The 15,034-nt window shown below is 53.3% G+C and carries 9 protein-coding genes; all 9 read left to right on the top strand.

Annotated elements, in window-relative coordinates:
- Positions 1–4,602, top strand: a 4,602-nt coding sequence (locus FHW71_RS18355) for an Ig-like domain-containing protein (protein ID WP_286176342.1), incomplete at its 5' end; no start/stop codon positions are given.
- Positions 4,603–4,655: 53 nt separating this feature from the next.
- Positions 4,656–5,540 (top strand): OmpA family protein, encoded by an 885-nt coding sequence (locus FHW71_RS18360; RefSeq protein ID WP_179452790.1) that lies wholly within the window; start codon positions 4,656–4,658, stop codon positions 5,538–5,540.
- A gap of 294 nt (positions 5,541–5,834) precedes the next feature.
- Positions 5,835–6,944 (top strand): Ig-like domain-containing protein, encoded by a 1,110-nt coding sequence (locus tag FHW71_RS18365; RefSeq protein ID WP_179452789.1) that lies wholly within the window; start codon positions 5,835–5,837, stop codon positions 6,942–6,944.
- A gap of 49 nt (positions 6,945–6,993) precedes the next feature.
- Positions 6,994–7,524, top strand: a complete 531-nt coding sequence (locus FHW71_RS18370) for a hypothetical protein (RefSeq protein WP_179452788.1) — start codon at positions 6,994–6,996, stop codon at positions 7,522–7,524.
- An 87-nt stretch (positions 7,525–7,611) separates the two neighbouring features.
- Positions 7,612–8,412, top strand: a complete 801-nt coding sequence (locus FHW71_RS18375; RefSeq protein WP_179452787.1) for a hypothetical protein — start codon at positions 7,612–7,614, stop codon at positions 8,410–8,412.
- A gap of 155 nt (positions 8,413–8,567) precedes the next feature.
- A complete protein-coding gene (locus tag FHW71_RS18380; protein ID WP_179452786.1) occupies positions 8,568–10,943 on the top strand; it encodes a type I secretion system permease/ATPase in 2,376 nt (791 codons plus the stop codon).
- Entirely contained in the window at positions 10,943–12,178 is a 1,236-nt protein-coding gene (locus tag FHW71_RS18385) for an HlyD family type I secretion periplasmic adaptor subunit (RefSeq protein WP_179452785.1), read from the top strand. The genes FHW71_RS18380 and FHW71_RS18385 overlap by 1 nt, the downstream gene beginning before the upstream one ends.
- A 14-nt stretch (positions 12,179–12,192) precedes the next feature.
- A complete protein-coding gene (locus FHW71_RS18390; protein ID WP_179452784.1) occupies positions 12,193–13,956 on the top strand; it encodes a TolC family protein in 1,764 nt (587 codons plus the stop codon).
- 51 nt (positions 13,957–14,007) lie between these two features.
- A complete protein-coding gene (locus FHW71_RS18395; RefSeq protein ID WP_179452783.1) occupies positions 14,008–14,700 on the top strand; it encodes a response regulator transcription factor in 693 nt (230 codons plus the stop codon).
- Positions 14,701–15,034: the final 334 nt, after the last annotated feature.

A 15,034-nucleotide genomic window follows, 5' to 3' on the forward strand; every position in this document is an offset into this window, starting at 1 on the left:
GGCGTGGAAATCGGCCGCACCGAGGCGGATGCCGCGGGCAACTGGGAGTTCACCCCGGTTCCGCCGCTGCTGAACGGCGACCATGAGATCAGCGCTAAGGCGCAGGACAAGGCCGGCAACATCAGTGATGAGTCCAACAGCATTGGCTTTGACCTGCTGACCGGTGGCGTGCCATCTGCACCAGCCATCGTCAATGTGATTGATGATGTGGGCGCGATTACCGGCAATATTCGTCCTGGAGGTGCTACTGACGATACGCAACCGACCATCGTTGGTACCGCGAAGCCGGGTCATATCGTCACCATCCTGATTGACGGACAGGCGCAGGGAACCGTAGTGGCTGACAGTAAAGGTCAGTGGTCATTTACACCGACTACTGCACTGCCAGAAGGTCCACATGCGATTGTGGCTGCAGCAACTGATCCTCAGGGCAACCCAATGCCATCCAGTGGTGAATACAACATCGTTGTAGACACGACTGCACCGGATGTGGGTAGCCAGAGCTTGATCGATAACGTCGGCGATAAGGTCGGTCCCATTGTCAGCGGTGATACTACCGATGACAGCACCCCGACTTATAGCGGTGTAGCTGAACCTGGCAGTACCGTCATCATTAAGGATGGCGATCGTGAAATTGGCCGTGTGCCAGCCAATAGCAAAGGTGAGTGGAGCTTTACGCCAGCTACACCGTTGCCGGATGGCCCGCACAGCCTGAGCCATCAGGTTCAGGATCCGGCGGGCAATCTGAGTGCTGCAAGCACGCCGATTGACTTCGTTGTTGATACTTCGGCGGTAGTGGTTTCCATTACTAATGTGTTTGACGATGCAGGCAGCGTCACCGGCACCTTGAACACCGGTAGCGTAACGGATGACACCACGCCGACCCTGAATGGTCGCGCGACGGCGAACGCGCTGGTTACCATCAAAAATGGTACTGAGGTGATTGGCTCGGTGTATGCGGATGCTCGCGGTAACTGGCAGTTCACGCCAACTGTTGAGCTGAAGGAAGGTGATTACAACTTTACTGCCTCGGCTGAAGCTAAAAATGGTTCGGTTGCGGTGAGCGATAAGTTTGAGCTGACCATCGATATCACGCCGCCAGACAACAACGGCATCGGCGATATCAAAGATAACGTGGGTGGCATTGTTAATCCGATTCAGGATGGTGGTTTAACCGACGACACCACGCCAGAACTGGGTGGTTCCGGTCAGGAGCCAGGCGATGTTGTCACGATTATCGATAACGGTAAGCCAATTGGTTCAACTGTAGTGGGTGACGACGGGAGCTGGAGCTATACGCCAGAAACGCCGCTGTCGGAAGGTAGCCACGATTTCACCATCATTGTGACCGATCCAGCAGGTAACGATTCGCAGGAATCTGATCCATGGACCGTGATCGTTGATACTAAACCGCCAGTTGCACCTTCGATTGATACCGTTTGGGATGATGTTGATCCGAAACAGGGTGATGTTGCTAGCAACGGCTATACCAATGACCAGCGTCCGGAACTGCGTGGTAGCGCGGCGGCTAATGCCATCGTGATTATTTATCAGAACGGTGTGGTGCAAGGCAGCGTAACGGCGGATGCCAGCGGTAAATGGAAGTGGACGCCATCAGTGGATCTGTCTGATGCAACCTTTAACTTTACTGCGAGCCAGGTCAGTGCGGCCGGTGTTGAAGGCGACAAGTCCGCTCAGTACACCGTTACGGTTGATACGTTAGTGCCGAGCGCGCCGTTGATTACCAGCGTAGTGGACAACGTGGCGGGTGGTGTTGTTGGGGCGATTGCCAATGGCGGTCTGACCAACGATAGCAAGCCGACACTGAGTGGTACGGCTGAGCCAAATGCGCTGGTTAAGATTCTTGACGGCAACACAGTTGTAGGCAGTGTGTATGCTACAGCGACCGGTGCATGGTCACTGGAATTGCCAACGGCATTGCCGGACGGTACACACACCTTAACGGTGACAGCAGAGGACCGTGCGGGTAACGTTTCGCCACAATCCAATAGCTGGGGCCTGGTTATTGACACCGTTGCACCTAACGCCCCGGTAATCACCAGCGTAGTGGACAACGTGCCGGGTGGTATTGTTGGCGCGATTGCCAATGGCGGTCTGACCAATGATAACAAACCTACGCTGAGTGGTACGGCTGAGCCCAATGCGCTGGTCAAGATTTTGGACGGAAACACGGTGGTGGGTAGCGTATATGCGACCGCAACCGGTGCATGGTCAATGGAATTGGTTACTGCTCTGCCAGAAGGGTCTCATACCTTAACGGTGACCGCTCAGGACAGCGCAGGTAACGTTTCGCCACAATCCGGTAGTTGGGTGGTGGTCGTTGATACTGTTGCGCCGACTGTGCCAGTGATTACTAGCGTGGCGGATAACGTGGCGGGCGGTATTGTTGGGAACATCGCGAATGGCGGTCTGACTAACGACAACCGTCCAACGGTTACCGGTACCGCTGAAGCTAATTCTCTGGTGTTCCTGCGCGACGGTACCAGCACGATCTACAGCTTCTACGCCAATGGCAGTGGAACCTGGTCGTTCGAATTGCCTGCTGGAGTGCCGGATGGCAACCACAGCTTCAGCGTGGTGGCACAGGACGGAGCGGGTAACACCTCGGGCGCATCCAATAGCTGGAGTGTGGTCGTTGATACGGTTGCACCAACTGTTCCGGTCATTACCAGCGTAGCGGATAACGTGGCGGGCGGTATTGTTGGGAACATCGCGAATGGCGGCCTGACCAACGACAACCGTCCAACGCTTACCGGTACAGCTGAAGCTAATTCACTGGTATTCCTGCGTGACGGTACCAGCACGATCTACAGCTTCTACGCCAGTGGCAGTGGAACCTGGTCGTTCGAATTGCCTGCTGGAGTGCCGGATGGCAACCACAGCTTCAGCGTGGTGGCACAGGACGGAGCGGGTAACACCTCGGGCGCATCCAATAGCTGGAGTGTGGTCGTTGATACGGTTGCACCAACTGTTCCGGTCATTACCAGCGTAGCGGATAACGTGGCGGGCGGTATTGTTGGGAACATCGCGAATGGCGGCCTGACCAACGACAACCGTCCAACGCTTACCGGTACCGCTGAAGCTAATTCACTGGTGTTCCTGCGTGACGGTACCAACACAATCTACAGCTTCTACGCCAGTGGCAGTGGAAACTGGACGTTCGAATTGCCTGCAGGAGTGCCGGATGGCAACCACAGCTTCAGCGTGGTGGCACAGGACGGAGCGGGTAACACCTCGGGCGCATCCAATAGCTGGAATGTGGTCGTTGATACCGTTGCGCCTGCTGGACCGCAGATCACCAATCTGGTTGACAATGTTACGGGTGGCATCGTCGGGGATATTGCGAACGGAGGTACTACCAACGACAACAAACCAACGTTAAGCGGTACGACTGAACCGAACGCACTGATCACTATCCGTGTTGATAACGTGGTGTGGGGAAGTGTGCGTGCTGATGGAAGTGGTAAATGGCAGCTGGAGCTTGAAAAAGAAATTCCAGATGGCAGCCATGAGATCAGGGCATTTGCTGAAGATGGCGCGGGTAATGTGTCAGCCCAGTCTAATCTGTGGACTGTGGTGGTTGATACCCAACCGTTCGCTGGTACTGGATATGAAGACTTTACGAATGATAATGGAGTGATCACGGGTTCTGGTGCCACCAAAACAATTGAGTTCAGTTCCGGCCTGGTCATGCAGGGCAAGATCCTGAATACCAATGTTCCAACACCAGGTGTTCCAGGCGCGGTATTGGATTCAATTGTCGGTGTGCATAATTTACAAAGGCTTATGCAGGTTGATTGTGCGGTTGCAGACATTGATATACCGGACTCGAAATATATTTCATTCTTGTATTCATATAACAATTATGCGGGTACTCCACAGAATTACTCGTTTAGTGTGTACGACACCAACGGCAATATTCTTGATACCAAGACCTTCGCAACTGGCGCTAACATGGGAACCTACAGCTACCAGGCTCCTGAAGGTGTCTTGATTGGAAAAGTCGAGATAGTCTCACCTTACACACTGTCTTATGTTGACAATATTGCATGGGGAGATGGTCCCGGAATCCGATCTATGGCGGATATCCAGAGTGATGATTCGCACAACATGATTGATGACGGTCATGTTGCTGCTATCACGTCTGCTGATGACAATCAGCATGATGGACATCAGACGGAAGCCACGGTTGAACAGCACGGCACCACACTGAAAATTGTGGCCGCTGAACCGGTTATCAACTTTGATAGCATCGTGCATGAGGATATGAACATTCAGACCGTGGATATGACGAACAGTCAGACCAACGTGCTGAATATCACCCTCGGTGATGTGCTGGCGCACGGTGAAGAAGGCGCGTTTACCGCCGACGACACCAAACAGCTGATGATCAAAGGCGACGAGGGTGATGTAGTGAACCTGTCCGACCTGCTGCCAGACGGCACTGACCCAGGCAACTGGGCCAAAGCGGAAGGCACCGTCACCGTCAGTGGCGTGCAGTACGAGGTTTATCAGCACACCGGTGCCGAGACTGAACTGCTGGTGCAACTGGGTGTACAGACTAACCTGAACAACCACTAATCATTTACACACAATCAAAACCGGAGGTCCGCAAGGACCTCCGTGGAGGAGTCATGAATAAAGTAAACACTTCGCTGATTGCGATGATGGTGGCAGGGAACCTGTTTTCCTTCTCAGCACAAGCAGCAGTTGAACCTAACGTCTACGGTACAGCTTACCAACCGGTGGCCAGCGTGGCACCTAGCCAGGCTCAGGTCATTTATTACCGCACTAACGCGGTAACTGGCCCAGATGCGGCGCACGTTTATGTGGATGGTGAATATCAGTCAGCGCTGCTGATGGGCATGTACACCACCTTCTGCGTACCGTCAGGCGAGCACTCGCTGGGCGCGTTCCTTAAGGATGCACCGTATTACAAAGGCAAAGAGGCGCAGCCCTATCGCGACAACTTTGTTGGCGGCAAAACCTACTACGTTATGGTCGACGGTAACAGTGCAGGGAAGCCGATTGTGGTGAGTGCGCAGCAAGCCAGCAACGATCTGAAAGGATTACGTGCCCAGGTGCACACGCTTAACCGTGCTTCTGCAGTTGAACAATGTCGCTACACCGCCAGTAAAACGATGGATTATGCACTGTCGAGTGATGTGCTGTTTAACTTCGGAAAATCAGGCCGTAATGACATTACCCAGCAGGGCCGTCAGGCAATTAACGAGCTGATCGGTAAAATCAACAAAGATGGTGTGCAGCTGAACCGCATTCAGGTTATTGGTCATACCGATCCGATTGGTAAACCTGCAACCAATATGCGCCTCGGCCAACAGCGCGCCAACACCGTGCGCACTCTGCTGGTTCAGGGCGGCTTGCCAGCACGCAACCTGAGTGCCAGCAGTGCTGGAAGTGAAGAACTGGTAGTAAATGACTGTTCAGGCACGCGTGCCGAACAGATCCAGTGTAATGCGCCTAACCGCCGTGTGGTGGTGCGCGTACAAACGCAGTAATTACGAAATGTTGCCGGTGAAACTCACCGTCTCTCCTGACACAGGCAATAAAACCTTTACACCGTTAACCCAATCGTAATAACTGCGGTTAAGTCAAAGGCCAGTGACGATGTCACTGGCCTTTTTTATGCTACTGGTGTGTTAAATCACGCTATCTCTCAACCAAGACCCAGCCTGTGGTCGCCTGTCAGATAATTCCTGTACAAATGCACTCCATTACTTACCTGAACCCCGGCCTGAGGCGGGAGGTGAGGCGATTGCGGTACTGCATCGCCGTGCATGAGGAATCAATTGATGGATGACATCAACCTGGCGATAGTCAGTGGAAAACGCATTATCCAGGCGGAAAATCTACCACGTAACCCAGAGAAAGCGGTGAACGTCAAAGCGGTTAAAGGAGCACGCTATGTTCTGGCCGAAGGCGATGATCTAACCGCACCCGACACAGTCAGCGTTAAGCGTGTCGGTAACGATCTGCATTTGATGCTGCAGGGGGAACATTCTGCACAGCCAAACCTGATCATCGAAGATTATTACCCGCAACAAGGCGAGATCGTGGGGCTGGGTGAAGACGGTCAATGGCATGCGTTTACCGCAGTCAGCGCTGACCGCGCACAAGATCCTCAGGCGTTACAGGATGGCGAGCAGTCAACTGCCGCGCTGGATAGCAGCGTATTACCCCCAATGGATAAACTTGAAGTCGATGGCAACGCACTGGCGTTTGGCATGATCGCACTGGCTGCCGCGGCGGCGGTTGCCGCTTTAGCCGTGCTGGTGCACAACAACCGCAACCACCACTCATCGCCGCCGCCGGACGAAAAGCCGGAAGAAGCCGCAGTAAATCCAGAAACACAGCCCGACGCTGCCAGCCTAAACCCGGAAGTGACATCGGAACAGGGCACTCATCCGCTGGAGAATCCCGTCGCAATTATCGACAAGCTTCAGGACGATTTCGGTGAGCAGCAGGGCGCTCTATCGCCCAACGACGTCACTGATGACACCACACCAACACTCAACGGCAGCGATCAGCAATCTGGCTCGGTCATTGAGATCCGTGACAACGGCACATTCCTGGGCACCGCTATCGCGGATAGCAAAGGTAACTGGTCTTTTACCCCCGCGTCTCCTTTGCCTGATGGCACTCACGAATTTGTGGTGATTGCTACCGATCCCGGAGGTTTGGTCTCTGCACCTTCTGACCCTGCGGTAATCGTGATTGCCGCGAATCCTACGCCGCTTGAAACACTAAGCCTTAGCGATCTGTTACCGCCGGACACCGATCTCAGCAGTTGGGCGCACATCTCTGCATATGACGATGCGGGCACCGAACACCACATCATGGCTCCGGCTGATGATGCCAGCCGTGTAGTTGATGAGTTGCTGAGCGGCCATCCCCTGAACTGATCCCCTTGATGCAATTTAACCAGCGGCGAAAGGTCGTCGCGGAGGCGTTATGAATAATTTCATCCAACACATCGTTATTCCAACAGTGATTTTTGGCGGGCTATTTTGCGCCCTGCACGCGAACGCAGCGCCGGATACGCGGGCCTTTGGCGAGCGCTGGCAAGCAAAGGCGGAAGTAGTGAATGACCAGGCCCAGGTTGTCTATTACCGCACCCAGCCATCAACCAGTCAGCAAGCCGCGTTGGTGACCGTTGATGGCAAGCTGCAAGCCGCCTTGCTGCCAGGGATGTATACCCGCATCTGCGTTCAACCGGGCAGCTATACGCTGGGCGGCTGGATGGACTCTCAGGGCGCGCAAGCGGCCACCCACCACCGTTTTCAAACCACGCTCAAGCCAGGCAAAACCTATTTTGTCCGCGTGAACACGCAGGGTGATGGCAAACCTCAGCCTGTGCGTCGCATTGAGGCGGAGCGCGAGCTGGCTGACCTACATCTGCAGGAGCATGTGTTATCGCGAGCCAGTGCAGTAACGGAGTGCCGTTACTTATCGCAGCCGTTGGCTGATTACAACATCCGCTAGTTAATTTCCCCCGCATGCCAGAGCACGCGGGACATTCTGAAGAGGTCAATTGTGTTGAATATGTCTTCGGTTAAATCGGTTGTGCTTATGGCTAGCCTGCTAACCACCGTATCAAGTTCGGCCACGCTACAAACACCCAACGCCTTTGGTGAAAAATACAAGCCGCTACCACCAGTAGTCAAAGAGCTGACGCAGGTGGTGTATTACCGCGCTAACAGCGGCGTTATGACAGCCGGCCCGGCGCATGTTTACGTTGACGGTCGCTATCACACCAGTTTGTTACCGGGCGGGTTTACTAGTTTTTGTCTGCGCGCAGGCCCGCATACGCTGGGTGCCTTCGTTAATGATGCGCAATATCGCGGCAAAACTGAGGGCTTATATCAAGCCGAACTGCACGGCGCACGCACCTACTTTTTGCGTGTCGATGAACAGCAGCAAATGACGGATGCCCCAAAAGCGGTTAATCGCCAGCAAGGTGAACAGGAAATCAAACCCAACCGCCGTCAGGTACATGCGCACTCACGTGCAACCACCCTCGTTCCCTGCGTTTTCGATCGTGCTGCGGCACAAAGTGAAAGTCAGTATCTGTTCAGTAGTCGTGAGCTGTTTAAACAGGATCTTGGCCGCACCTTGCTCACCGATGAAGGCCTCAATTCACTGAATGAAACCGTCGTCACACTGCGTCAGCAGCATCCCATTCTGCACAGCGTGGTCATTCGCCTTGTGACCCGTGATGAGTCACGAATTGTGCTGCGCGATAAAGCCAAAGCGTTGCGTAACGCGCTGACAATGGCAGCGGTACCGAATGAATTAATCGACATGCAGATTTCAGCTTGTTCCGAGAATTGTCCTAACACGGATCAGGATGTGCAGATTCTCGCGAAATAATAAAAAACGATATAAATCAGCTTCTTAAATGCGATTTTTCACCTTGGCATTCACGAAGCAAGACCCGGCTTGTATCGCCATTGAAGGCTAAAAGCGAGAATTTTCTTACTCCCCGCCCCTGCGGGCCTGAAATAACGAACAAAGAGATGCGGTTAATGAACGCAACAGAATCTGATAACCAACAGCACGAGCAAGAATTGCAGTCGCTGGCGCGTGTGCAGACGCGTATTGATGACACGCTGCTGCAAAGCGTGGACTGGCTCTGCCGCCATTACGGCCTTGGCCGCAGCTTTGACGCGTTGACGGCAGGCCTGCCAAAAGATGTTTTCCTCACGCCTTCTCAGGCACTGAGTTCGCTGGAGAGTGCCGGTATGACACCCGGCCTGGTTGAGCGCAGCCTGTGGGATGTCCCTCAGCAGGTCATGCCAGTCATTCTGGTACGCAAAGAGTCAGGTGGTTGCATCCTGCTTGATCGCGTACGCAAAAAGAATGCTGAAGACAAGATGACCTGGTTCTATCAAGTGGTCATGCCTGAAGTCGGCAGCAAGCCGGTTGAAATTGAACACGCCGAGATTGCCGAGTGGTACAGCGGTTTTGCCATTTTCTCAAAGCCTACCGCCAAAGTGGATCGCCGTGTTGAAGAGGGTTTACCGGAGAATCAGAAGCACTGGCTGTTCAGTACCCTGTGGCGCTATCGCCGTTACTACCGAAGCGCGGCAGTGGCATCCGTGCTGATTAACGTACTGGCGCTGGCGAGCATCTTCTTCACCATGAACGTCTACGATCGCGTCATTCCGAACCAGGCGTTTGTCACCCTGTGGTCGCTGGCGATTGGTGTAACGGTGGCGATGCTGTTTGAAGCGTTGACGCGCTTTATTCGTGCGCATCTGCTGGATACCGCAGGCAAAAAAGCCGACTTGATCGTCGGTAGCATCCTGTTCCGCCAGGCCATCGACGTCCGTATGGAGCACAAACCGGCTTCGTCAGGCACCTTTGCTAATCAGCTGCGTGAGTTTGAGTCTCTGCGTGATTTTGTCTCTTCAGCGACCTTAGCCGCGCTGGCTGACCTGCCGTTCGTGCTGTTATTCGTGGGCGTGATCTTTGCCATTAGCGGCCCACTCGGCTTCGTGCCACTGCTGATGTTGCCAGTGATCATCATCATCAGCGTCATTATTCAATGGCCGCTGGCGAAGATCATGAAAGAGAACCTGAAAGATGCCGCACTGAAGCAAGGCGTATTGATCGAATCCATTGAAGGGATGGAAACCTTGAAAGCCACTGGCGGCGGCGTCCATATGCAGCGTCGCTGGCAGAAGTTCAGTGCTTTACAGGCCAACAGTGGTTCGAAATCAAAGCGTTATTCAACCCTGGCAACCACATCGGTGACCTTCCTGCAGCAGTTCCAGACGGTGATGCTGATTTTGATCGGCGTTTATATGATTGATGCCGGCAACCTGACCATGGGTGGCTTGATCGGTACGGTGATGCTGGCAGGGCGTGCTACTGGCCCATTAGGTCAGGTCATCGGTTTAGCTACGCGTTATCAGTCATCAAAAGCGGCGCTGGGTTCGCTGAACAGGCTGATGGAGATGCCAACCGACCGTGATAGCGAGCAGGACTATATCGCTAATCCGGAACTGAAAGGCGATCTGAGCCTAAAAGGCGTGGGCTTCTCTTATCCGGCGCCGCCGATGCAGCCTAACCCGGAAATTCTCAAGAACATCAATATCGACATTAAAGCTGGTGAGCGTATCGCCATCCTGGGTTCGATTGGCAGCGGTAAATCAACGCTGCTGCGCTTGATGGCACGTCTTTATCAGCCAACCGGCGGCCAGCTGTTTACTGATGGCCTCGACGTTAACCAGATCGACCCCGCTGACTGGCGCCGTCATATCGGTTTTGTGAGCCAGGAATCGCGTCTGTTCTACGGCACACTGCGTGAAAACGTAATGCTCGGTATGCCCGATGCGGCACCGAATGAGTTTCTGCGTGTACTGCGCCTGACCGGTCTCGATCAGATTGCCGCACGCCATCCGCTGGGTATTAACCTGGCGGTAGGCGAGAACGGCGGCAGTTTGTCGGGTGGTCAGCGTCAGTTGGTGGCTCTGGCTCGTACGCTGCTCAGCCGCCCGGAAGTGCTGCTGCTGGATGAACCAACCAGCGCCATGGACAGCCAAACCGAACAGCAATTCCTGAAACATCTGCATGCCGCCACGCAAGGCCAGACGCTGGTGGTGGTCACTCACCGACCATCACTGCTGGCACTGGTGGACCGCATCATTGTGATTGATGCCGGAAAGGTCGCCATCGATGGGCCGAAAGACGTGGTGCTTGCCCGCCTGAGCGGACAACCCGTTCCGCCAGCCAATAGCGGCAAAGTGAGCGCGGCAGCACAACAACCGGCTGCCAATACTGTTCCGCAACCGGCTGCGAATCAGTCGGCGGCACCAGCTAACAAACCTGCATCCCCAATCGTTACGCGCAGTGTGCCAGCGAAGGGATTGGATAAAGATGTTGAGGTCTCTGCCTGATGTTCAGCTTATTCAAACGTAAACCCAAACTGTCGGCGGCAGACGCCGACTTCATGAATGACATTCAGTCTTCACTGCTTACCCAACGCACACCCGGTTCACGTCTGGTGCTATGGGTGGTGCTGGCGGTGCTGGTGGGTGGCATTACCTGGGCGCATTTTGCGCGCGTCGAAGAAATTACCAAAGGTGAAGCGAAGATCATCTCCAAGAGCCGTGAACAGATTATTCAGAGTCTGGAGGGCGGCATCCTGGCGGAAATGAATGTGCGTGAAGGTGAAGAGGTTGAACGCGGCCAGGTGCTGCTGAAGATCGACCCAACGCGAGCTCAAGCCAGCTACCGCGAAGCACTGAATAAAGTGGTGGGATTAAAGGCCACGATTGCGCGTCTGCGTGCTGAAGCATATGGCCAGCCATTGAGTTTCGATGATGAGCAGGTGCGCAAAGATCAAAGCGTTATCGATCAGGAAACCAAAGCCTATCAGGCGCGCAAACGTGCGCTTGATGACTCGGTTAACGCATTACAGCGCAGCTATGAACTGTCGATGCGTGAAATCCGCCTCGCAGAACCGCTGGCCGCGCGCGGCTTGCTCTCTGAAGTAGAACTGCTGCGTATGCGTCGCCAGGCCAATGAAATTCAGGCGCAGATTGTTGAACGTCGTAACCGCTATCAGGCCGATGCTAACTCCGAGTTGAACAAGCTTGAGCTCGAACTTTCGCAGACCAGTGAAAACCTGATTGGCCGCGCTGACGTAATGGAACGTACCACCATTACCGCACCGGTGAGAGGCACGGTGAAAAACATTCGCTTTAACACCATTGGCGGCGTCATTCAGCCTGGCGAACACATTCTGGAAATCGTTCCGCTAGAAGACCAACTGTTAGTGGAAGCGAAAATTCGTCCTTCAGATGTCGCGTTTCTTCATCCTGGCTTACCTGCAACGGTAAAGGTCACCGCATATGACTACGCGATCTATGGCGGGCTGAAAGGCCACGTGGAATTTATCAGTCCCGATACGTTGAAAGATGATGCCAAAGCGGCTGCGGGACGCCCGGATGACACCTATTACCGCGTCATGGTTCTGACGGAGACCAGCACCCTGAATGCCGGTGGAAAAGCATTGCCGATTATTCCTGGCATGGTGGCTTCCGTTGAAATTCGTACGGGCGAGAAAACTATCCTGGATTACCTGCTGAAGCCGGTGATGAAAGCACGTGAAGCTTTCCGCGAACGTTAATTGAGACCTGAGTGATGAAACAAATTAAATGTTCAAAGCGCTTGCTGTCGCTGCTAATAGGTTCGTTCCTCGCGCTGCAAAGCGGCGCCGCACAGACGGCAACGAGTGAAGAAGAAGAGCTACTGATGTTTGTTGAAGTGTCGAAACCGAAGCCAGCATTAAGAGCGGCTCAACCAGTAAAAACCATGTCGGCAGATGAGATGGCGAAAATGCTGGCAGCACGCACGCAATCAGCACCGGTTCAGCCTGCTGCTGTGCCATTAACTAACACCGCGCTTGCGCCTGTAGCGAAAGCGCCGGTGATTAATACACCTGCTGTGTCTAAAGCGCCGATTATTGTGACACAGGTGCCTGCAACACCACTGGCAACAGCAACAAACCGTACAGAAGCGGAGCGAAGCAGCCTGAGTAGCGCTGAACTGCCAATCTTCAAACCGGCAACGCCGGCATCGGTTGCCGCCACGCTAACGCAGCCAGATGAACCTGCTTTAACCCCTGAGCCGCGTCTTTCCGTAGCACGTGCACCGCAGACAGTAGCGCGCGTTAGCCCTGGTGAAATGGAACTGCGTAATATTTTCTACAGTGCGGTGATGAGCGCGCTACAGCGCAGTCCACAGGTTCGCAGTACGCAACTGCAAATCGATGCTGCGAAAGAAGACGTGAGCAACGCGAAAGGTCAACGCTGGCCACAGGTTGACGTAACGTCGAACTCACGTCGTTATGAGTTTGGTAAAGGTAACCGCAATGCCAATGACAGCAATATGCCGGCTCTGGGTGTTAACGTGGCGACGAATCTGATCGATTTCGGCCAGACCAGCAACACCATTAAAAGCAAGGAGTTCTCGGTTCAGGCCGCAGATTTCCAGAACACCGCGCAGATCGAAGATTTGGCATGGCAGGTGAGCAGCGGACTGGTGGAGTTGAGTAAACAGCGTTTGATCATCGAAATGAGTAAACAATACGTAGCACGTATGCAAGAGCTGGTCACCATGTTGACCGGCATTGTTGAAGCTGATCAGGGCCGCCGCAGCGAACTAACTCAGGCGAAAGGCCGCTTCTTGCAAGCGCAGTCAGCGCTGGATAATGCCGTTTCAAAAGCACGTGACACCGAGATTCAGTTGTATCGCTTGTTAGGTGAAACCCAGGTTCCGTTACCACCCGCGATGCAGTGGCAATTGCAGCCTTCACAACTCGATGCCTTATTGGCTTCAGTCGACAAGCATCCAACGCTGCTAAAAGCACAGGCGCAGTCACAGGCTGCCTTTGCTGAAGCCGACGCGCTGAAATCGTCGTCATTACCAAAAATCAATTGGGTAGTAAGTAAAGACACCGGCAAAGACTATTACGGTCGTGAGCAAGCCTGGCAAACCGGTATCAATGTCAGTTGGGGGCTTTTCCGTGGTGGTTCAGCTAACGCGGCAGAACAGGCTGCTGTACAGCGCGCCAGCGCAATGCGGGAAGAGTCAGAAAACCAGCGTGATGACCTGCAACAACGGGTGCGTGCCGCCGATCAGGACGCGCGGTCAATGCTGCAGCGCGCGGATCTCTACCGCAATCTAACGCGTGAATCGGACCGTATCCGCCTCGATTTCTTCGATCAGTGGTATCACCTTGGGAAACGTACGTTGCTGGATGTGTTAAGCGCCGAGTCGGATTACTACAACAACCGTGTTGGCGAGGTGACTAATCGCTTTGATGGTTATAGCGCGATTTTTCGTGGTTATGCCAGCGCCGGACAATTGATGAACTGGCTGAAGAAAACGCCGCAAAAACCCTAACAGAGGAACACATGCTGTCCACTCCGGACACCATGACGACATGAGGTCTCAATGAACCCTTTAACGTCCCAAATTCGTCTGGCTCTGCTTGACGATCATCCGATTATTTGTCGCTCATTTGATGTGTTGTGCGCTGACCAGGATGATTTAATCGTGGTCGGGAAATTTGGCCATAGCCGGGAATTATTAAGCTGGTTGCGCATTGCTGAATGTGATGTGCTGGTACTGGATTATATTCTGCAAGATGATGAGATGGATGGCTTATCACTGATTAAACATTTAATGGCGCACTATCCGCATTTAAAGATTTTACTTTCTACATCTGTAGATAGCCTCGCTGTCATTCGTACCGCTTATATGTTGGGTGTGAGAGGCTATATTGCTAAACGAGAAGAGTCTGCAACCTATTTATCAGCGATTCGCACCATTGCAAACGGACAGCGTTATATCCCGCCTCGTATTGCTGAAGAGTTGAGCCAGGTTCCCGTGCGTAAACTCGACAAGGATTTAATCAATGGATCGGAACGGCAATATAGTCAGCAACTCATTTCAACCAGATTATTAACCCCGCGCGAGGCTGAGGTGTTGAATTGCTATTTGGAGGGGATGGAAATAGTTGATATTGCTGTGAAGTTAAAGCGCAGTCGTAAAACTGTTAGCGGTCATAAGCAAACCGCCATGAGGAAATTAGGTATTAGTAGCGATTTGGAGCTATTTAAATACCGGAATGATCTATTTAAATAGTCTTTATGATATTACGTCCCGGGGCTTTTTTTACACATTGCGCGATAAGGCTGCATGAAAAGTGCGGCCATATTATTCACGGCTTTGTTGGTCAGTGAGAATGACGCTAATTGGTGACCAGCTTCACATTTCTCTACGTCGTTCGTTAAAACTGCTTGCCACTTTTTCCACGCTGTAAGCATGATAGCGCCCGTTAAGGATTGTTACTGTTCGGCAGGCAAAACCTGAGACGCGCCCTTTTTCAGTTGAAGAGGGCGCGTCTCAGGTTTTTTTTTGCACGAAAAACGCGCCAATCCTTTGTAGGGTCGCCATTTATGGTGACCGAAAGACGCTT

Source organism: Enterobacter sp. Sphag1F (assembly GCF_014193275.1).
GTDB classification, from domain to species: domain Bacteria; phylum Pseudomonadota; class Gammaproteobacteria; order Enterobacterales; family Enterobacteriaceae; genus Pantoea; species Pantoea symbiotica.

What these genes read in the sequence shown, in the direction of transcription:
- FHW71_RS18380 (WP_179452786.1), top strand. Translation starts at nt 8,568, where the DNA reads ATGAACGCAACAGAATCTGATAACCAACAGCACGAGCAAGAATTGCAG.
- FHW71_RS18360 (WP_179452790.1), top strand. Translation starts at nt 4,656, where the DNA reads ATGAATAAAGTAAACACTTCGCTGATTGCGATGATGGTGGCAGGGAAC.
- FHW71_RS18395 (WP_179452783.1), top strand. Translation starts at nt 14,008, where the DNA reads ATGAACCCTTTAACGTCCCAAATTCGTCTGGCTCTGCTTGACGATCAT.
- FHW71_RS18385 (WP_179452785.1), top strand. Translation starts at nt 10,943, where the DNA reads ATGTTCAGCTTATTCAAACGTAAACCCAAACTGTCGGCGGCAGACGCC.
- FHW71_RS18365 (WP_179452789.1), top strand. Translation starts at nt 5,835, where the DNA reads ATGGATGACATCAACCTGGCGATAGTCAGTGGAAAACGCATTATCCAG.
- FHW71_RS18375 (WP_179452787.1), top strand. Translation starts at nt 7,612, where the DNA reads ATGGCTAGCCTGCTAACCACCGTATCAAGTTCGGCCACGCTACAAACA.
- FHW71_RS18370 (WP_179452788.1), top strand. Translation starts at nt 6,994, where the DNA reads ATGAATAATTTCATCCAACACATCGTTATTCCAACAGTGATTTTTGGC.
- FHW71_RS18390 (WP_179452784.1), top strand. Translation starts at nt 12,193, where the DNA reads ATGAAACAAATTAAATGTTCAAAGCGCTTGCTGTCGCTGCTAATAGGT.